Annotated in this window: 24 protein-coding genes, 1 pseudogene and 1 riboswitch; of the genes and pseudogenes, 7 read left to right on the top strand and 18 right to left on the bottom strand. The window is 47.0% G+C overall.

The features are described 5' to 3' along the window. Positions 1 to 39: 39 nt before the first annotated feature. The 3 genes from skT53_RS17140 to skT53_RS17130 form a co-directional block, all read right to left on the bottom strand. Entirely contained in the window at positions 40 to 1,206 is a 1,167-nt protein-coding gene (locus skT53_RS17140) for an RNA-guided endonuclease InsQ/TnpB family protein (RefSeq protein WP_200758991.1), read from the bottom strand. Next, positions 1,190 to 1,819 (bottom strand): IS607 family transposase, encoded by a 630-nt coding sequence (locus tag skT53_RS17135; RefSeq protein ID WP_200758990.1) that lies wholly within the window; start codon positions 1,817 to 1,819, stop codon positions 1,190 to 1,192. The genes skT53_RS17140 and skT53_RS17135 overlap by 17 nt, the downstream gene beginning before the upstream one ends. A gap of 106 nt (positions 1,820 to 1,925) precedes the next feature. Further along, a complete protein-coding gene (locus skT53_RS17130) occupies positions 1,926 to 2,177 on the bottom strand; it encodes a hypothetical protein (protein ID WP_200758989.1) in 252 nt (83 codons plus the stop codon). 508 nt (positions 2,178 to 2,685) lie between these two features. Between skT53_RS17130 and skT53_RS17125 the strand changes: the two genes are divergently transcribed. The 3 genes from skT53_RS17125 (at position 2,686) to skT53_RS17115 (ending at position 4,142) form a co-directional block, all read left to right on the top strand. Further along, entirely contained in the window at positions 2,686 to 3,312 is a 627-nt protein-coding gene (locus tag skT53_RS17125) for an SCO family protein (RefSeq protein ID WP_200758988.1), read from the top strand. Between the two features lie 113 nt (positions 3,313 to 3,425). Continuing rightward, positions 3,426 to 3,596, top strand: a complete 171-nt coding sequence (locus tag skT53_RS17120) for a hypothetical protein (RefSeq protein ID WP_200758987.1) — start codon at positions 3,426 to 3,428, stop codon at positions 3,594 to 3,596. 243 nt (positions 3,597 to 3,839) lie between these two features. Then, on the top strand, positions 3,840 to 4,142 hold the full coding sequence (locus skT53_RS17115; RefSeq protein WP_200758986.1) for an EthD family reductase: 303 nt from the start codon (positions 3,840 to 3,842) through the stop codon (positions 4,140 to 4,142). Positions 4,143 to 4,393: 251 nt separating this feature from the next. Here the strand turns inward: skT53_RS17115 and skT53_RS18670 are convergent. From skT53_RS18670 to skT53_RS18920, 3 genes and pseudogenes are all read right to left on the bottom strand, one after another. After that, a pseudogene (locus skT53_RS18670) lies at positions 4,394 to 4,509 on the bottom strand (D-alanyl-D-alanine carboxypeptidase family protein); the annotation flags it as partial. A gap of 72 nt (positions 4,510 to 4,581) precedes the next feature. Then, positions 4,582 to 5,364 (bottom strand): prolipoprotein diacylglyceryl transferase, encoded by a 783-nt coding sequence (lgt, locus tag skT53_RS17110; protein ID WP_200758985.1) that lies wholly within the window; start codon positions 5,362 to 5,364, stop codon positions 4,582 to 4,584. A 341-nt stretch (positions 5,365 to 5,705) separates the two neighbouring features. Beyond that, positions 5,706 to 5,834: a hypothetical protein gene (locus skT53_RS18920; RefSeq protein WP_264175978.1), complete on the bottom strand. Its 129-nt coding sequence runs from the start codon at positions 5,832 to 5,834 to the stop codon at positions 5,706 to 5,708. Positions 5,835 to 6,021: 187 nt separating this feature from the next. Between skT53_RS18920 and skT53_RS17105 the strand changes: the two genes are divergently transcribed. Further along, complete coding sequence (locus skT53_RS17105; RefSeq protein WP_318978571.1) at positions 6,022 to 6,744, top strand: cytochrome c biogenesis CcdA family protein; 723 nt, start codon at positions 6,022 to 6,024, stop codon at positions 6,742 to 6,744. Between the two features lie 323 nt (positions 6,745 to 7,067). Further along, positions 7,068 to 7,260: riboswitch (cyclic di-AMP (ydaO/yuaA leader) on the top strand. Positions 7,261 to 7,262: 2 nt separating this feature from the next. Continuing rightward, a complete protein-coding gene (locus tag skT53_RS17100) occupies positions 7,263 to 7,817 on the top strand; it encodes a C40 family peptidase (protein ID WP_200758984.1) in 555 nt (184 codons plus the stop codon). A 222-nt stretch (positions 7,818 to 8,039) separates the two neighbouring features. Here skT53_RS17100 and copZ (skT53_RS17095) read toward each other — a convergent pair whose 3' ends face one another. From copZ (skT53_RS17095) to skT53_RS17050, 10 genes are all read right to left on the bottom strand, one after another. Beyond that, on the bottom strand, positions 8,040 to 8,246 hold the full coding sequence (gene copZ / locus skT53_RS17095) for a copper chaperone CopZ (protein WP_200758983.1): 207 nt from the start codon (positions 8,244 to 8,246) through the stop codon (positions 8,040 to 8,042). An 18-nt stretch (positions 8,247 to 8,264) separates the two neighbouring features. Next, positions 8,265 to 10,676, bottom strand: coding sequence for a heavy metal translocating P-type ATPase (locus skT53_RS17090; RefSeq protein ID WP_200758982.1), 2,412 nt, complete (start codon positions 10,674 to 10,676; stop codon positions 8,265 to 8,267). A 27-nt stretch (positions 10,677 to 10,703) separates the two neighbouring features. Continuing rightward, positions 10,704 to 10,982 carry a metal-sensitive transcriptional regulator gene (locus tag skT53_RS17085; protein WP_200758981.1) on the bottom strand — a complete coding sequence of 93 codons (279 nt, stop codon included), beginning with the start codon at positions 10,980 to 10,982 and terminating at the stop codon, positions 10,704 to 10,706. Positions 10,983 to 11,097: 115 nt separating this feature from the next. Then, positions 11,098 to 11,316 carry a copper chaperone CopZ gene (copZ, locus tag skT53_RS17080; RefSeq protein ID WP_264175977.1) on the bottom strand — a complete coding sequence of 73 codons (219 nt, stop codon included), beginning with the start codon at positions 11,314 to 11,316 and terminating at the stop codon, positions 11,098 to 11,100. 205 nt (positions 11,317 to 11,521) lie between these two features. Beyond that, positions 11,522 to 12,115: a class I SAM-dependent methyltransferase gene (locus skT53_RS17075; RefSeq protein WP_200758980.1), complete on the bottom strand. Its 594-nt coding sequence runs from the start codon at positions 12,113 to 12,115 to the stop codon at positions 11,522 to 11,524. 68 nt (positions 12,116 to 12,183) lie between these two features. Beyond that, the gene (locus skT53_RS17070; RefSeq protein WP_200758979.1) at positions 12,184 to 12,342 is read right to left on the bottom strand and encodes a hypothetical protein; all 159 of its coding nucleotides are present in this window, start codon (positions 12,340 to 12,342) and stop codon (positions 12,184 to 12,186) included. 104 nt (positions 12,343 to 12,446) lie between these two features. Further along, positions 12,447 to 13,412 carry a F510_1955 family glycosylhydrolase gene (locus skT53_RS17065; RefSeq protein WP_200758978.1) on the bottom strand — a complete coding sequence of 322 codons (966 nt, stop codon included), beginning with the start codon at positions 13,410 to 13,412 and terminating at the stop codon, positions 12,447 to 12,449. Position 13,413: 1 nt separating this feature from the next. Next, positions 13,414 to 13,608 (bottom strand): hypothetical protein, encoded by a 195-nt coding sequence (locus skT53_RS17060; protein WP_226375468.1) that lies wholly within the window; start codon positions 13,606 to 13,608, stop codon positions 13,414 to 13,416. A gap of 5 nt (positions 13,609 to 13,613) precedes the next feature. Then, complete coding sequence (locus skT53_RS17055) at positions 13,614 to 15,038, bottom strand: sensor histidine kinase (protein ID WP_200758976.1); 1,425 nt, start codon at positions 15,036 to 15,038, stop codon at positions 13,614 to 13,616. Then, entirely contained in the window at positions 15,035 to 15,742 is a 708-nt protein-coding gene (locus tag skT53_RS17050) for a response regulator transcription factor (RefSeq protein WP_200758975.1), read from the bottom strand. Before skT53_RS17050 ends, skT53_RS17055 begins: the two co-directional genes overlap by 4 nt. 413 nt (positions 15,743 to 16,155) lie before the next feature. On the opposite strand from skT53_RS17050, the gene skT53_RS17045 reads away from it, so the two are divergent. Both skT53_RS17045 and skT53_RS17040 read left to right on the top strand, forming a co-directional pair. Then, on the top strand, positions 16,156 to 17,112 hold the full coding sequence (locus tag skT53_RS17045) for a multicopper oxidase family protein (protein WP_200758974.1): 957 nt from the start codon (positions 16,156 to 16,158) through the stop codon (positions 17,110 to 17,112). Positions 17,113 to 17,208: 96 nt separating this feature from the next. Further along, a complete protein-coding gene (locus skT53_RS17040; RefSeq protein ID WP_318978570.1) occupies positions 17,209 to 17,556 on the top strand; it encodes a four-helix bundle copper-binding protein in 348 nt (115 codons plus the stop codon). Positions 17,557 to 17,618: 62 nt separating this feature from the next. On the opposite strand, the gene skT53_RS17035 is transcribed toward skT53_RS17040, so the two are convergent. Together skT53_RS17035 and skT53_RS17030 are read right to left on the bottom strand one after the other, a co-directional pair. Further along, a complete protein-coding gene (locus skT53_RS17035; RefSeq protein WP_200758973.1) occupies positions 17,619 to 18,332 on the bottom strand; it encodes a hypothetical protein in 714 nt (237 codons plus the stop codon). A gap of 2 nt (positions 18,333 to 18,334) precedes the next feature. Continuing rightward, on the bottom strand, positions 18,335 to 18,925 hold the full coding sequence (locus skT53_RS17030; RefSeq protein ID WP_200758972.1) for a TlpA family protein disulfide reductase: 591 nt from the start codon (positions 18,923 to 18,925) through the stop codon (positions 18,335 to 18,337). Positions 18,926 to 18,937 lie beyond the last annotated feature (12 nt).

Below are 18,937 nucleotides of genomic sequence, written 5' to 3'. Positions count from 1 at the left end.
GAAGGAAGTTCTCATCCGTTCCTCCAAACTTACTCAAATCTACACATAGGTAGCTTTGACGTTGAATTCCTGCTTCGTTGAGGCTGCCCCTGTGTTAGCAGGTCTTACGCTCTCTCCACAGGCTGTCGCCGTGGAACTCACGGCCAATTTCATCAGATTCCTTGCAGCATTCAAGTCTCGATCATGATGGATTCCGCACTCAGGGCATGTCCACTCGCGTATCGACAGTGGCATGTCCTCTTCCTTTGTGCCACAATCTGAGCATGCCTTGCTCGATGCAAACCACCTGTCTGCGACAATCACCCGTCCGCCTCGCATCGCCGTCTTATACTCCAACTGCCTGCGAAATTCATGAAAACCCATGTCGCCAACCGCTCGCGCCAAGCGATGATTCGTCATCATACCTTTGACGTTTAGGTCCTCGATCACGATCACGCCATATTGGCTCGCCAGGTTGGTCGTCAGCTTGTGCAACTCATCATGGCGAATGTTGGCGATCCGCACGTGGAGCTTCGCTAATTTCTGTTTCGCCTTCGCTCTGTTCTTTGAACCTTTTTGCTTACGCGATAGAGAGCGGGACAGACGGCGCAACCGTTTCAAAAGAGTCTTATGCGGCTTCGCTCCCGACACCATCGTCCCGTCCGACAAGGTGGCCAGACGATTGATTCCCAAATCCACACCGACGATGGCTTGGCTTTCGCTCATCGGCGGTACGTCTTCGGTGTCTACCGTAATACTGACAAACCACTTGCCCGCCTTACGCGAAATGGTGGCAGACATGATTTTGCCGGAAAACCTCAACGCTTCCCGCATCCGTACCCAACCAAGATTCGGGATGCGGATTCGCTTGCCACTGACCGCAAACTGATCGTTGGTCAACGTAAAACTGTCATGGACGCCTTTCTTTTTGAATGTGGGATACTTCGCGCGACCAGAAAAAAAGTTCCTGAACGCCTGCCCCAAATGGATGATCGCCATTTGCGGGGCGTTTTTCGTCACTTCGAGCATCCACGGAAACTGATCTCTTTTAATCGAGTTCAGTTGACGGCGAAGTGACGCTTCTGTCGGCTTTTCACCTGCTTCATACTGTCGCTTCCATTCTGCCAAGCCCCAATTGAAGGCAAAGCGAGCCACACCACACGCTTTTGCGAAGTAGGTGGACTGCTTGTTATTCGGTTGAAGCGCAATCTTATGGCTTCTCAGCATCCTCAACCACCCGCTTCATCCCTTCTATGAGCTTCTGGTTCTTGCGTAAACGCGAACCGTAGAGCCGTGCAGAAAACACCGTGATAATCTCCAAAACATCCTTGGCAAGATCTTCTTCAAACGTAGTGTCTTCGCCCTGGTTGAGAATCACCACTTCCACCTCTTTCGCCTCACAAATGGCGAAGACCAGCTCCGCACCAAAACGAAGGAGACGATCTTTGTGTGTGATGACCAGTCTGCCTACTTCGTCCTGCAAGATGGCGTGTAAGAGGCGTTTCAAACCTTTTTTGTGGTAGTTCATTCCCGATCCAAGGTCAGAAACCACTTCAAACGTCCACCCTTGCGAAGCGCAGTACATTTCAAGGACTTGTTTCTGTCGCTCCAAATCCTCTTTCTGATCGTGGCTTGATACTCTGGCATAGGCCACGGTTGTTCTGTCGCTGCGCTGAAGCCGGAACAATTCAGGCCGCAGTTTCACAAGATCGTATCGCCGATGGCCGCCGGGGGTAATTTCATCCGGTTGCAAACGGCCTTCTTTTTCCCATCGCCGGAGTGTTGTAATCGATACTCCCAACACCTTTGAAGCTTCGCCTATCGTTACTAATCTGTCCATATTGATAGTATACAGTCAGTTTTAGGCAGAATCAATGTTTACAGTTCAAGCCCCTTTACGAGACACTCCCCGTCACAGCGGCGAAGTTCCTTAAGGGGGATACCTGTCAATCTCCATCCAAAAAGAAAAATCCAAACAAAGTGAGCAGCACCAGTCCTCCCAGCACGCTTAGGATTACGAAACCGATTCCGCCTACCACAAACAACATCCCGGGAGCAATCAACGCCACTATCAAACCGATCAGAACCAGCCATACGATCGTTTTAAATGAAATCTTCAACAATTTCCAAAGAACAAAGGCTAATAGAAGCCCTAAAAGAATGTGTACGATCATATACATATCGCCCCCTTTCTCCACATTATATACCCTCCCTGTCATGCCAGAGACAAAACTTTCGCAGCTTCCCAGAACTCCTGCTCGCTGATTGTTTCATTCACACTTTTGTTGCTTATCATTTCTTGTCCGGTCAAATATAATAGAATTAACATTTACTACAAGGAGAATTTCAACTAAGGCTTCGACGCTCACTTATAGCTATTGCGGTCTTAGCTGCGGCGCTTGCAACAAGCGGCTGCTGCACGAATCAGCAGCCACAGTCAGCCACTCCCATTCAGGTCACGTTTCAACCGCAACCTGCTTCCCCCGTAAAAATCGGGCAACCGGTTACATTGTCCGTTAAGAAAGTCAAATGCTCGAAGCGACAAAAGGGGCTTCCGGCGAATATTACGTGAAACATGTGTTTTCCGATGCAGGTACTTACCATGTGATGTATCACGTCACGGCAAGAGACCAACATTCTATGAAGGACATGAAGATTGACGTTGTAAAGTAGGACCATCTTCAGGGGAAAGGAGTTCGTTTTTTAATGCGGGGAAACCTTACACGAATTGCGAACAAACGAATTTTGACCCTCATCATTGTTATTCTTAGCCTCGCATTTGCAGGCGGCCTGGCTTATTGGATTGCGTGGGGATTCACGCGGCTGCCCGTGGTCAACGCGGCGCCCAACTGGACGTTGCAAAATATTAACGGACAGCGGCAATCGTTTCAGGATCTCGCGCCAAAAGTCAAACTGGTGGAGTTTATCTACCTGAACTGTCCGGATATTTGCCCGACTACCACGATCAATATGGTATCGATCCAGGAACAGTTGAAAAAACGCCACCTGTTCGGAAACAAAACGGAATTTGTCACCATTACGTTTGACCCAACACGGGATACACCGGCCAATCTGAAAAATTACGGCAACAAGCTGAAGGTCGATTGGAGCGGATGGAATTTTTATACCGGAACGGAACAAGAAATTCAGGAAGTTTTGAAAAGCTATAACCTATTTGCCGAAAAACAAGACGACGGATTTTTCACGCATCCCACCAAATCCCTTTTCCTGATCGACCAGAACAACAACATCCGGAAAATCTATACGATGGGAAAAAATATGGACAATCAACAAATTCTGGAAGATATTTTGGAATTAACCAAATCAAGTTAAGCAGAAAACAGGCCGCCAAGGGCAGCCTGTTTTCTGCTGGGCAAATACTGCAATGTGGATGATCATTGTTTCCAGTGGAAAAACTATGCCTACATTTTGCAGGAGGTGTCATGATGGCGGAAAAAGAGCCGTTGTTTCAGGTTGGCGAGGATGTAAAAGACAAGGCCAAAGGTCTGTACGGAAAAAATCCTAAATTGAGCCTTCAGTCGGTCAATTTTTCACCAGGGGAAAACAGCTATTTGAGTAAACATTACGAACAGAAAGTAACGAATAGCGAAGAATAAGCCTAGCCTACCGGGGACGATGGGTTCAGCCTCAGTCTCAAAATTTAAATGTAGAGTAAAGGGCTGGGCTTACCAGCCCTTTACTCTACAAATACAGTGATGCCGGAAGCAGCTTCACAATATTTGACTCACGAATAACTCTGAGAATTCTTCCAGTGCCTGCAATTGTTGATGCAGTTCATACTAAAACGGGAATATATCGCATATACCTTCTATGAGGACGTTAATAGGAGGGCATTAGAAATGGCGAAAGTAATTGTAATTTATGAAGAGCCGAAAGACAAAGAAGGATTCGAAAAGCATTATTTTGATGTGCATATTCCTCTTGCCAAAAAACTCCCCACTCTTAAAAATGCAGCGATTAATCGAGTGTTGCATGGCGAGAACACCGACCAAAACATGTATTTAGTGGCGGAGTTGGAATTTGAGGACGTAGACACATTGAATCAATCATTGTCCTCGGCTGAAGGGCAAGAAGTACAGGGAGATGTCGCAAATTTAGTTCCATTCCTAAACAAGCCCCCGATCATTTTGATCGCAGAATAGGCAACTACCTGCATATGTTTTTCTCAGAGCCGAAAGGCTCTTTTTTATTGGCCTCCACCGAATCTATCTAGAGATGCCCATGGTACTCGCTGACATTTGCTCGGTGATCTACTTTCACAAGTAACCGCGTGGTAATGAACCATTTTTTAGATGAGGAATCACAAATGTTAGCTTCCATACAAAAAGTTGAGGGTGGCTATGTCGCTCGATTTGATCGTCCATTAAAACATTCAGCAGAAAAAGCATGCGGCGACCGACTCTTTTCCTTTCGGATACCGGATAATGAATCCGTAATCCGCGCGTGGTCGGCCAACCATTTGGCTTCAGGCGTATTGGCGAAACAGTCCTCTGCCGCACATGTACCTTTGGTGGCGGAAAGATCAATACTGGAGAGAGGATGGTGCAGGGGTTGAAACGTCAAGTTTTTTCTTCAAGAATCTCAAACACCTGCTGCATGTTTTGTAACCTCTTTTCTTGTCACCAGCAAACCAAGAATTGTCACCGCGAAAGCAACTACACTTGTCCATTGAGCAGCTGTCCATCCAAACAAGTAATGCGGGCTGTCCCCTCTTAAAAACTCGAGAGCAAACCGTCCTACAGAATACAAGCCTATGTAAGACAGAAATAGAAATCCTTTCGACCGGGTTCGACTTTTTAAAATAAGCAGAACAGCGAAAACAATCAGGTTCCACTGACCCTCCCAGACTTCGGCTGGCCACAACGGCTGATTCCCGTATTGATCGTAGGCTACAGTTCCGGGCGGGTAAACGATACCAAAGGAACTGCCCGTCGGTGAACCATATGCATCACCATTCAGGAAACAGGCAATACGTCCAACCGCTTGTCCTAAAATCAAACCAGGTGCAAATAAGTCAGCTGTATCCCAGAATTTCCATCCGAGTTTTCGGATGTACCAGACAGCCGTTATAACACCGCCTGCTAGTCCTCCCTGAATTGACATGCCGCCCTTCCAGATGGCAACAATATCAATAGGGTGGCTCAAATAGTATTCAGGTTGGAAGAACAGAACTTCCCAAAGTCGAGCACCCACTAAGCCCCCTAGTACGGCGATGAGGGAAAGGTTTAGAATCTGTTCACTTTGTTTGTTCGCTTGCTTTGCAAAATGCAAAGTCACTCCAATTCCCATCAAAACAGCAACTGCTACGACTAGACCGTAGGATCGAATCGGAATCCCCCAAAATTCAAATAAGATAACTCGCATAATTTCTCCTCACATTAAAAAATTTAGTGTCTTCGGAAACGGTGTTCCACTAACACATCTTTATATTTGATATCACGGATCTGTATTTCGTACTGCTTTGTAGTTCGGATGGCAACTGCTCAAAAATGTGATATCTGGCCAAGGTTTACAGGTCTGAAACCTCTCCGGGTTGAGGCTAAAATACAACTTGCGGCCGATCCTTTATCTTTCAATTTCTCCTTGCCAAGTTTGGCAAAGTCTACACCTGTTTCGATCTGTTGAATAATCACTTTTACTTAGTCCCTTTGTCTACTAGAAGTGACGGTTGTTCAAACTATTCTTTTTCGCTGGGCTCACCACCCTTACATATTGCTCATATTGTGCATTCCATTGCCTGCAAAGATGATCATGAGTAGGATAATGATCATCAATAGACCAAAGGCAGCGAATGCTATTTTTAGAAAAGTACTGAACCAATCTTTATCTTCCATGAAACTACTCCTCTCATGGAACTAAGATAAAACAAAAATGTGTAGTTTCAATGAAGAAACAACAAAAAGGCTCCTCATGCATACGTCCATGCATCCTGTTTAAAATCTCTATCTCTTGTATCTTCACAAACTCGTCACTTTGTCATTGTATAATTGGGTCGAACTCGAATTAAAGAGGTGGCTCATAGTGTTCGATACGAGTAATCCGAATATGCTAATGGCATTTGTAGCAGGAGTTCTGTCCTTTTTGTCCCCCTGCTGTCTGCCTTTGTATCCCTCCTATATTTCTTATTTGACAGGAATTTCTTATGAGAAATTGCAAGGAGAACGAGACAATTTTCGAATAAGACGAACGGCACTCGTCCATTCGATTTTCTTTGTAATTGGCTTTTCAATAATTTTTGTAGCACTTGGATTTGGAGCAGGGGCGGTCGGGAAAATATTTAACCAGTATAAAGACCTGATACGTCAAATCGGTGGAATTATAATCATTGTTATGGGGCTGTTCCTTACGGGGGCAATTAAGTGGGAATCCTTACTGAAGGAGAGAAAATGGCATTTACGAAACAAACCGGCCGGATACATTGGTTCAGTACTAGTTGGGGTTAGTTTTTCCGCTGGATGGACACCTTGTATTGGACCAATTTTGGCATCTGTGTTAGCCATAGCAGCAACCGACCCGGCCAACGGAGTAGGATTGATGAGCGCTTATTCGTTAGGGTTTGCGATACCATTCCTTATTTTGGCATATAGTCTTGGCTCCGTACGTTGGCTGTTGAAGTATTCTTCCGTAATCAGCCGTATCGGAGGCATTGTGATGGTAATTATGGGCTTTTTACTTCTAACGAATGCAATGACGGTAATCACGATCTATATGATTAAACTATTTGGCGGATTCACAGGGTTTTAGGAACCTGTTTCAAATTAGTTTCATGATGCGAAATAGACTGACAATTATCAGGTCATGAAGTATAAAAAATCCTGATGCGATTCTTCCATAGGTGGTGTTTTTCGCTTTACGAGAAGACTCAGATTCACCCCGGAAAAAAGGAACTAATTCCCGAATTCATCGTCATCTCCACAAGAGAGTTGCAGGAAAAATATTCAAAAATGGCTTAAAAAAGTGAGCTTTTGAACATAGTCAAAAGCCGCCGTGAGGCGGCTTTTTTATTGGTTTTGTAGCAGTTTACCACAATTTACAGGATGAAATCGGTTGGAAACTATGTTAAGGTTGTCCTACATCAGCCGAAGCCCAAAAACTGGGCGCGGGGGAACCAGTTATCTGGGGTGAAATCAGACTGCAAGTGCTATTCACAGTTTTGTGTTTTTGAAACAACACCTTGAAGAAACACTTTGCAGTTCAGTCGGGTAATCCCTTTTATCCGAACCCGTCAGCTAACCTCGCAGGCTTTACAAGGGAGGTACTTCATGTTTAAAAAGAAAGTTGTTTCTTTGTTGACCATCGGAATGCTCAGTGCGGCATTTGTTAGCCCGTCTTTTGTGTCTGCGCAAACGACGGCCACCCAATCAGCATCATTCAATTTGCCGCCTGGTGTCACATATGACCCGTCGATTCAACCAATTGCACCGCTCGATGCAACGCGGGAGGATAAAACAAATGCGGTACTGATGGTGGCAAAAAGCCAACTGGGTACTCCTTACATTTGGGGAACCAGCAAAGACCGAGGCGGCAGCGGGTTTGACTGTTCAAACTACACTGCCTATGTGTACCGCCATGCATTGGGCTATAAAATGAGCGGGGCATCCAGAGTACAGGCATCTTCGGTCGGGAATCCTGTCCCGAAAAGTCAGATGGAAGTAGGAGACCTTGTCATCTTCGACAACGGAGCACACATCGGGATTTATGCTGGTAATGGACAAATGATCCAAGAAGGCGGCGGACTTAAGAAAGTGGGTTATTTGCCGCTGAAACCCGGTTCCTACTGGTACAACCACATTACGTCCGTAAAACGGATGTACTAAACTCGTATTTCGAGCTCTGTGTTAGCCATTGAAGCTGCGTCCCTCTTTCCGGCAAGCTGAGTCGCTGCAAATTTCCTACACCCTCTTCTCTGACCGTCGATGTGATTGTGACGCTATGTATCACAAACGTCTAACAACTGAACAGTCCCCTTGAGTTTTGGGGCAATGGGGATTAAAAAGGGGATACATTTGATATGTATGCCCCTTTTTCCATCTCGTGTGTTACACTACATCGTATCCTTGATCCTCAATTGTTTCTTTTAATTGATCTACACTCACGACCGTGTCATCAAATGAAACAGTCACTTGGTTAGCTGAGAGATCCACTTTTGCGGAGCTAACGCCTACCAATTTTCCCAGCGCACCCTCCACTGAATTGACACAATGATTACAAGACATACCTTGAACGTTTAGAGTGATAGTACTCATATATTCTCCTCCGCTGTTTTATATTTTTACCCGTTTTAATCGCAATGCATTCAATACAACCGACACGGAGCTGAACGCCATCGCCGCTCCCGCCACCCAGGGTGCCAACAACCCGGCAGCCGCTACCGGAATGCCGATCGAATTGTAGAACAGTGCCCAGAACAGATTTTGCTTGATATTGTTCATTGTCTTATGGCTGAGTGAAATCGCGTCTGCAATGCTGGTCAGTTCTCCCCGCATCAGTGTGACATCGGCCGCTTCCATCGCGACGTCGGTACCGGTGCCGATCGCCATACCCACATCGGCTGTTGCCAAAGCGGGCGCATCGTTTACACCGTCTCCCACCATGGCCACCTTTTTGCCCTGCGCCTTAAAAGATTCCACTTCCTTTGCCTTGCCTTCCGGCAGAACTTCCGCCCGGATTTCCGAAATGCCGACCTGTTTGCCAATCGCTTCAGCGGTACGCCGATTGTCTCCTGTGATCATAACCACTTCCAGACCCAGCTCTTTCAATTTGGCGATCGCCTGTCTGGAACTTTCCTTGACCGTATCGGCAACTGCCACAATACCCGCCAGCTTTCCGTCAACAGCCACCAGCATGGCTGTTTTCCCTTCGTCTTCCAGCCGTTCCATGCTGGCTTGCGCGTTGCTTGCATTAATCTGTTCGCGTTCCATCAGTTTGCGCGTGCCGATGAAGAGCTTCCGTCCGTAGACTGTTGCAGACAATCCGTATCCCGGGATTGCCTCAAACTGTTCGGATTGAGACAAATCGAGATTTTTCTCTTTTGCTCCATTGACAATCGCCTGGGCCAGCGGATGTTCCGAATTTTTTTCGGCGCTGGCGGCAAGCGCGAGCAGCTTGTCTGCCGGGATATCCGCAAGTACGACCACGTCGGTCAATGCAGGCTCCCCTTTGGTAATGGTGCCTGTTTTATCAAGAATAATGGTGTTCAATTTATGGGCCGCCTCAAGATGCTCGCCGCCTTTAAACAGAATGCCCAATTCAGCGCCTTTCCCTGTTCCCACCATAATGGAGGTGGGAGTGGCCAGCCCTAACGCGCAAGGGCAGGCGATCACAAGAACGGCAATCGCATTTTCCAACGCATGCGTGAAGTTGCCTGCATCAACGGCCAAATACCAGATGAAAAAGACAATAATTGCAATCCCGACCACAATCGGCACGAAGATACCCGAGATCACATCCGCTGTCCGCTGAATCGGAGCTTTCGACCCCTGCGCCTGTTCCACCACGCGGATAATCTGTGCCAACGCCGTATCTTTTCCGACTTTTGTCGCTTTGAATGTAAGCGAACCGTTCTTGTTGATCGTCGAACCAATCACCGAACCACCGGTTGTTTTATCGACAGGAACGCTCTCACCGGTCAACATCGATTCATCCACAGCGGATGTGCCGGACAGAACCACCCCGTCCACCGGAATTTTTTCTCCCGGTTTGACGATCACGGTATCGCCGACCAGCACTTCTTCTACTGGAATCACCGTTTCCTTGCCGTCCCGCACTACGAGTGCCGTTTTCGCCTGCATCCCCATCAGTTTTTTGATCGCTTCCGAAGTGCGCCCTTTCGCAACGGCTTCAAACAGTTTGCCGAGAATGATCAGCGTAATTAGAATCGCACTTGTTTCAAAATAAAGTTTTTCCGTGTTCCCTGTAAGAATCGCCGCCAGACTGTAAAAATAAGCGGCCGACGTGCCCAGCGCCACCAGAACATCCATATTGGCGCTGCCGTTTTTCAACGCTTTGTACGCGCCTCGATAAAATGGCCAGCCGATGACAAACTGTACCGGTGTCGCAAGCGCAAACTGCACCCACGGATTCATCAGAACATGCGGCATGTACACACCGCTCCAGCCAAAATGGGCAAACATCGTATACAAAAGCGGCAAGGAAAGGATGGCCGACACGGTAAACCGCAGTTTCTGACGGCGAATTTCCTTTTCCCGGCTGTCCTCCTGCTGTTCCGCATCTTTGTGCAGAGCAGCCCCATATCCAAGATCCTTCACTTTCTGGATCATATCGGCTGCACTGATTTCGCCAGGATTATACTGAACAGTCGCCCGCTCCAATGCCAAATTGACGTTAGCCTGGGTGACTCCCGGAAGCTTGTTAAGGCCTTTTTCAATCCGGTTGGCGCATGCCGCACAGGTCATCCCCGTAATGTCAAGCTCCAGCTTGTCGATCGATACGCCGTACCCAAGGTCAACCACCTTTTTCTGTAAATCCTGCAAATTGATTTTGTCTGCATCGTATACTACAGTTGCTTTTTCCAACGCAAAATTGACGTTTGCCTGTTCGACTCCATCCAGCTTGGCAAGCCCCTTTTCGATCCGGTTGGCGCATGCCGCACAAGTCATCCCTTCAATTTTCAGGCTGGCTGTGGACCCGGTTTTCTCTTGAACTGCAGTGCTCATCAAAATCACCTCCACACTTATGCAATATCACTTGGTAAAAGCCCGGACTACATCCATCAATTCCTGAATATGGTGTTCCCCGCCATCGTCGTTGTTTTGAATCGCTTTGGTTACGCAGCCCCGCGTATGATGTTCCAAAAGCGTTAGCCCGATTTTGTTGGTAGCTGCCTTGATTGCCGCCAACTGTGTCAAAATGTCCACGCAGTAGCGGTCTTCCTCAATCATCTTCTGCACGCCTCGAACCTGCCCTTCGATTTTCCGAAGGTTGCGCAGCAATTGATCTTTATCGCTGTGATAGTTGTACATCGCTTGATTCACCTCTTTGACTACCTTACCCCCCTAGGGTTTTATTGCGTAAAAAAATATATCTCATTGTCGCATTATGATAGAAAAAGCGGCCTTCCAGCGGCCGCCTCCAACGTTACACGTTGCCGACCACGTCGTACCCCGCATCCTCGATCGCTGCTTTCATGGCATCCACTTTCACTTTTGACGCATCATATTCCACTTTAACCGATTTGTTTTCCAGATCGACGTTTACGGAAGCAACCCCATTCAATTCATTCAGAGACTTCTCCACGGAAGCCTTGCAGTGGCCTCAAGTCATGCCCTCTACCTTCAATGTTACAACGTCTGCCATTCCAATCGCCTCCTCATAATCTTTTTCCTCACACACAATACCCATACCCTGTATGTGTATAAAATTATATTCAACTAATTCAAATCAGTCAACCGCCATTCGCCCAAAATCTGCAAAATCCTCATATAAGGCTTTCGCCCGGATGGGGCAAATGGCATTTATATGGTTCCCCGTTCACAAAATCACAATACGGGCATACCACCGGTTATTTACTGTTCACAGCTTCAATCACCAGAAAAATGTCCTTTAAATGTTTTTCAACAGATACCACCTTAAGCCCGGACTGCCGAATCAATTCCAGCGTCTGCCGATTCAGATGACAGTTGTCACACAGCCGTTTCCAGACGGGTGTCAACCAATCCTGCAATCGTCCAAGAACCGCATGGTCCAATCGAACATGTTCAAAAAACAGGACCTGTCCTTGCGGCTTGCATACCCGCCTGATCTCTTTCAATGTCAGAAGAGGATCCGGGATGGTGCATAACACCAAAGTTCCAACAACCGTATCGAACGAGTCATCGCGAAAAGGCAACTTCTCCGCTCCGGCTGCCAGCACTTCGATTGGTACATGTGCCTCTGCCGCACGTTGTATTGATTGTTGCCGCATCAACGGTTCCGGTTCAATCGCCACAACCTGTTCCGCCTGTTGATAAAAAGGGAAATTGAAACCGGTGCCGGAACCGATCTCCAGTACATGTCCCCGCGCCTTTTCAATCAAATTTTTACGAATGGCGCGAAACGCCCGTTCTTCCAGAGGATTCATCAGCGTATCATACAGTTTAGGAAACCATTTGCTCATACCATCACCTGCCCTTCCTGCAGCAAAACCGCCATACGAAATGGCGGCTTGCTCGGCTTTTGTCGGTTTTACTGTTGATTGTTTTGCGGCTGGTTATTCAGCGTTTGGTTGCCGTTGCTTGCATTATACGACTGCATGAATTTAACACATGCGTTCATCATGTTTTGCCCTTCCGGTGTATTCATCGCATTCATCATGTTCTGCATGTTGCCACTATTTTGCATCATATTCTGCATACCATTCACATTGAATTTAAATTTTCCTTCGCAGTTTCAGTATAGAAAACGAGTTTGTTTAATCTTTGATGATTCTGAGTGGTATTTATGAAGTTTTATTTCGAAACCGTTTTCCCGAGGTTTGCGATTTTGGTCCAACTTTTTCCGGCGTCGGAAGAAGTGTAGACATTTTTGTTGTAGGTGGCAAATGCGATCTGCTGTTCGTTCTTCTGATTTTCCGCAACATAAGCGACAGCGTCATTGTTCAGTTCCGGGATATTTATTTCAGTGGTTTGCTTCGTGTCCGGGTTCAACAGCAGGAGAACAGCTTTTGTTTTAGTTCCTCCCACATACAGATTTCCTTGTTTATTGAAATATAGCGTGGTTACCTGTACATCCGAAAGAATTTGTTCGAACGTTTGTCCATAATCTTTTGACAGATAAACACCTTTATCGGTCCCCAACGCAACAACCGATTCCTTTGCAGGATGTACTGCCATACTGGTTAATGTTCCGGTTGCGCCTTGTGCTTCGCTTTGTGTCCATGTTTTGGCTTCATCCTTTGAATAAAAGAGTCCGGATCCTTTCATTTTTGAATTCGGATGCTCATTATCCACATAAATCGCATGCGTTTGGTAGCCGACACTCATAACGTGAAAATCCGATTCCCCCGACATGCCTAACGTTTCAACCGTTTTTCCGTCATCTGTGCTTTTCACAATCCCCAACGGATTCTTCAGATCGGATCTGGTCCCCGGATGACCGCTGCTGTAAAAACCTTTATCTACTATCGAAAACCCCATGTAATCGTTTTTGGGACCCTCCGCTTGTTTCCACTGACCATTCTCATAAATTTTAATCCCGTCATGAGAGGGAACCCACAGTTGTTTCCCATCAGAAGAAAAGGCAAGTCCGTGAATATCTTGCAAAGTCATATCCCCGCCGCTGCCCGTACCTGTATTGTTGCCTGCAGCAGCATTGTTTCCTGTGTTCGTGCTGCTTGTCCCGCAGCCCGCCAACAGGATGGCACCTCCCAGCAACATCGCTGTAAACAAATGAAAAACCCGTCTGGATTTCTGCATGTTAAGAATCCCCTTTCTTTCGGATAATCAGATAAATTACGACTGCAACAATCACCGGAATAACCGCCCAGACGCAAATTTGAAGCATCGTGTGCAAATAGGCGTGAAACGAATTAAGACCACTTATAACGTTTGCCGACATGGTCAGACAGGACAGCCCGATGGCAACGAGGATGAGCACAAACAACCATTCCATGCGTTTCACGCGGACCCCTCCCCCGTTTGATTGTCAGATTCAGTGGGAAACCGCATCTCAAAACAGGTGCCAAGTCCCTCCTGACTGGATACCGTGATGGTTCCGCCTTGCAGTTCAACCAAATTTTTGACAATCGCCAATCCCAATCCGCTTCCACCATACTCTCTGGAACGGGATTTTTCAACCCGATAAAACCGTTCAAAAATATGGGGAAGTTCGCTTTCCGAAATCCCCATGCCAGTGTCCGCCACCGTAACCATCAATTGATTTGGCTCAATCCGTTTCAGTTGGATTTGAATACTGCCTGCTTCCGTATATCGAACCGCATTGTCAATCAGATTGATAAAAATCTGTTCCATTCGTAAACCGTCCGCATAAACCAACGGCAAATCGCCTTCCATGTGCCTATTTATTAAAAGCCCTTTTTGTCTCGCTTTCAAGGCCGTTTTGCGAAGCGAGTTTTCCAGAACTTCTCCCAGATCAATCCACTCCAGCTGCAGTTCGATTTTTCCTTCTTCCATCTTGGAAAGCTCGGACAGGTCATGAATCAGCCGGGACAACCGGAGCGATTCCTGATACATGATATCCAGGTACTGTTCCTTCTCCTGCTCTGTCTGGTACAGACCTTCTTTCAACACTTTTGCATATCCTTCCAGATAGGTTACCGGCGTTCGCAACTCATGGGAAATGTTGGCAAAAAACTCGCTCCGAGTGTCACGATACATCTGCAAATCCTTTGCCAAATCATTAATCGCGTGTGCAAGCGAACCCACCTCATCCCGAGACAGCACTTCCACCCGTGCGTTCAAATCTCCTTTCGCGATCCGCCGAGTAGCCTGCTCCATCTGAACCAGCGGATCGGACAATTTGCGCGAAAGGACATACGTGAATCCGAGTGCCAAAAAAACGGCCCCGATACCGGAAAGAATGATCAGCCCTCGCACTTTTGTGAGTGATTGGTCAATCCCTTCCACAGATGCCAGCACATATACACTCCCGTAAAAGTGGGTTCCAGCCATGATCGGTTTTCCAGATACGAGGAACCGGGTTTTCAATACGGGATCTTCATACTCTTTATGTACCGTTCCGCCAGCCAACAACGTTTTCCTGTCTGCATCAGGCAAAACGCTTCCTTTCGGCATGCCTGGTACACCGGAATTCGCAACTACTTGTCCATCCGAATCGGTAATATACAGTTTAATATCGGAAAATCCGGCCATCATTTCAATCATGCTAACCGTCATCATCTCACCGGAAGCAGCAATAGATTGCGCATATCGGCCTGCCAGCCGGTCGATTTCCGATTGGACTTGACCTGCATAGAATCCGGTAAAGATCCGGTCCATAACAAATTCCAAAGGCAGCAGCACAACAAAGAAAAGAAGCAAAATGAGACCGCTTATTTTAAAAACGATTCGGTTCCATCTCATCTGCTGTCCTCAGGTTCTTGAAATTTGTACCCGACCCCCCACACGGTCTGAATCGGAACATAAGACAAGCCTGCCCTTCTGACTTTTTCCCGTACATTTTTGACATGTGTATCGATTGTCCGGACGTCTCCCAAATAGTCGAGATCCCAGATCCTTTCCAGCAGATTGTCGCGGGTGAATACTCGCTGCGGATTGGCGGCCAGCACATACAGAAGGTCAAATTCTTTTGGCGTAAATTCGACAGGTTTATTTTTTACTAACACCTTACGGCCTTCCAGATCAATTTTCAAATCCGGATGCAGGATTGTTCTCGCCTGTGAATCGTCAGTTTCCGTCACACGGCTTCTTCTTAACAAAGCGAATACACGGGCGACCAACTCTTCCGGATCGAACGGCTTCGTTAGATAATCATCCGCCCCAAGCCGCAGTCCATGCACCTTGTCTTTCGTTTCCGTACGGGCCGTCAGCATTAAAATCGGGATATTTTCTGTCTCGCGGATCTTGCTGCAGACCTGCCATCCGTCCATATTCGGCATCATTACATCCAAAACCACCAAATCAAAGGATTGTTTGCCGATCCATTCCAGCGCTTCCTCTCCATTTGTCGCATCTGTCACTTCAAACCCGTTCTTTGCAAGATAAATTCGCAGCAGGTTTCGCATATTCCATTCATCATCAACGACAAGCACTCGTACCTTGTTCATGACAACTCCTCTTCTAGATCACCGCATTGCCGACCTCGTTATTTCAAATCACCATCAGTCCAGTGGTGATCAAGATACGACCACACTTGCCACCTATGTCGTACGCAAATCGATAAATGTAAAGCAAATCAGTCCCCCTCATAAATTCATGGAGGAACCGGGGCAACCGAATACAGCGTGATCATCAACCGAAATAAGAACCCGTATATCGTTTTTTATATTGTAGTCCAGATTTGTGATGAATTTGTGATGACGACTGACTTATCAAATAAAAAGTTACCCATACGCATACACCTTTGACTTAATCTCCCCTTCATTATCCTATTTTCCAAAAATGGGCTGGTGTTTTCGGTTAATAAATAGGCCACTGTCAGATCTTTTGCATAGATGTAAATCAAAAGGAGGTTTCATCAATGATTGTGGCGCCCAATTTATCCTTCCTCCCGTTTCAAACGTATTACGGGATTAAACGATTTCATCTGATTGCGGAAGAGATTCACCAAACCTTGACAAAGGGGGTAACCATTCGTGCTTGGGGATATAATGGTTCAACACCCGGTCCGGTCATTCTCATCAACGAAGGGGACCGCGTCCAGATTGCACTGGAAAATCGCCTGCCAGAAGCAACCTCCATCCATTGGCACGGACTTGTGGTTCCTGAATCGGTCGATGGCGTACCTGATATTGGTGCCGGTCCGGTTGTAAAGTCTGGTGAAACGTACGTATATGATTTTGTAGTGAACCAGGCTGGCACGTACATGTACCACTCCCACGCAATCGACGCCAAGCAGGAGATGATGGGCTTGGTGGGCATGCTGGTTTCACTCCCGCGCAACCGCAAACTGTCCGATCGCGAGTATCTGATCCTGCTGCAGGAATGGAGTGTAAAAACGGGAAAACAAATGGCCGACATGCAGATGGGTGGAATGCAAATGGGCGATACGCAAATGAGGCAAATGGACATGAAGCCCGCTGTTTCCGAACCAGCATCGGGTATTTTTGATATTGACCCGACCAGCATGGATTTTAACTATTTTACGATGAACGGCAAAGCATACCCGGCTACAGCCCCTCTCCCTGTAAAATACGGGGAAACGGTTCGAATCCGGCTGGCCAACCTGAGTATGGACTCCCATCCAATGCACCTGCATGGGCACGTATTTCAAGTCGTTGAATCGGACGGTATGCCCCTATCGATCCCCTACTACAAAAACACGATCAATGTAGCTCCCGGGGAAACGTACGATATTGAATTTAAGGCCAATAACCCTGGTACTTGGGCGTTTCACTGTCACAAACCGCATCATATGACAAATGAACATCAATCCGACATGGGAGGGATGTTTACCATCGTGCGGTACACCAGGTGATGAATTATTTTCGATTTAAACGGGTGAATAGCCCTCCTGTAATTGCAAACCATAAAACGTGTTCAAACACAACCTACCATTGAAGGAGGGAAATTCATGCCCGAAGCAACAACGATGAACATGACGGCCATGCAATCCTGTATCGAAACTTGCAATACTTGCGTAGAGGCTTGTGAAGCATGTTTGACCGCTTGTCTCAATGAAGCTGACATGCAAGCGAGAACGCGTTGCATCCAGCTTTTGCGCGACTGTGCGGACATCTGCTCCATGGCATCTCGGTTCATGTCCCGCAACAGCGAGTATGCCCATCAACTCTGCAATCTCTGCGCAACCATCTGTGACGCTTGTGCAACCGAATGTGCAAAGTTCCAGGACGCTCACTGCCAGAAATGTGCAGAAGCATGCCGTAAGTGCGCGGAGAATTGTCGTAAGATGACAGCGTAATGTGTCGCAAGCTTAGCATGTGACCTGCTACACATTAAACTGTGAAAAAAGTAGGACAGTATCTAAACCTGGGCTGTCCTACTATATAATAATCCCCCTACCACTGCGCAAACCAAATATCCCCATTGGACAGGAGTCAAAAATAACCAAACGGTTGGATTATAATCCGCCAAGGAAATAAGGAATCCCACCAACCCTAAACAGACAAGGCCGAATGCGGCTCTCAGCCCGAATGGCTGCAAGGGTATTTTTTTGACAAGAAACCAAACGGTTACTGTGTACAGGATTGCCCGATAGAGATTGACAGGGTGGTAGATTCCATCCGATAAAGGCACACCCCAAAACAGATTGGTGCGTGTTCCGTAATCGGCCACCAGCAAGGAGTACAAACTCCACCCGAACAAAAATGCCGGTACTAACGCATCCATCAGCACAAGTAACGGAACCTGTTTTGTGCGCAATCGGAATGCGAAATAGGCAATGCCAACTCCCGCACCGATCCATCCGGCGTAAGGAATAAAACCGCCAAGCAGAACCTGAAAAGGCCGCTGCCAAACTGCTTGCGGCATGACGAACAGCGGCAACAGGAGAGCAGCCAGAAAACCGTAAAATATACTGTTAAAAATGGTATCCGAAACTTTCCCTCCGTCAAATCCGGCCCCATTTATTTGCCGTTTGATAAACCAGAGCGCGCCAATAAGTCCTATGATTAATCCAAGCCATGCCGCAGGGATTGTCAACAATCCCAATTTCACATAACTGTTTAGAATCGCCATGCTTACCTCTCTACCAGTTTCTGTATCATGCCTTCCATCGCTGCCCGTGACAATTGTCCGTCGCGTCGGTCCACAATCATACCATTTTGATCGATTGTGACAGTCATCGGAATGGCGTTGGTCTGATACTGTGTTCCCACCCGACCATCCTGATCCAACAAAATCGGATATTGGATCTGATACTGACTGACAAACCTTCTAACCGATTCCTCATCATCCGTCACTGTCAGATTGACACCGTAAAAAGCAACTTTATCCTTGTATTTCTGACTCATTTCGACCAAATCCGGTGTTTCCGCTTTGCAAGGCGGACACCAGGAAGCCCAGAAGTTGATCAAAACTTTTTTGCCTTTCAGGTCGCTTAACTTCACAGCAGTCCCGTTCAGATCGTGCAATGTAAAATCAGGTGCCCGATAACCCGGCCGGGGCATCGCGGCAACTTCCTGCTGCGATTTGCCAGACTTTGAATCGGCAGAGGAAGAAACCCCACCCTTTGTTTTCGATGAATTCTGCCATCCGGCCCCGACTATTAAGATCAACACAGCGGCAAATAGGATGCCGATCGACAGACGACCCCATTTTTTCCGTTCCAATTCCTTTTCCCT

It is taken from the genome of Effusibacillus dendaii (assembly GCF_015097055.1).
GTDB classification, from domain to species: Bacteria; Bacillota; Bacilli; order Tumebacillales; family Effusibacillaceae; genus Effusibacillus; species Effusibacillus dendaii.
Note: the sequence above shows the minus strand (reverse complement) of the source record. Positions and strands in the feature narration are given on the sequence as shown.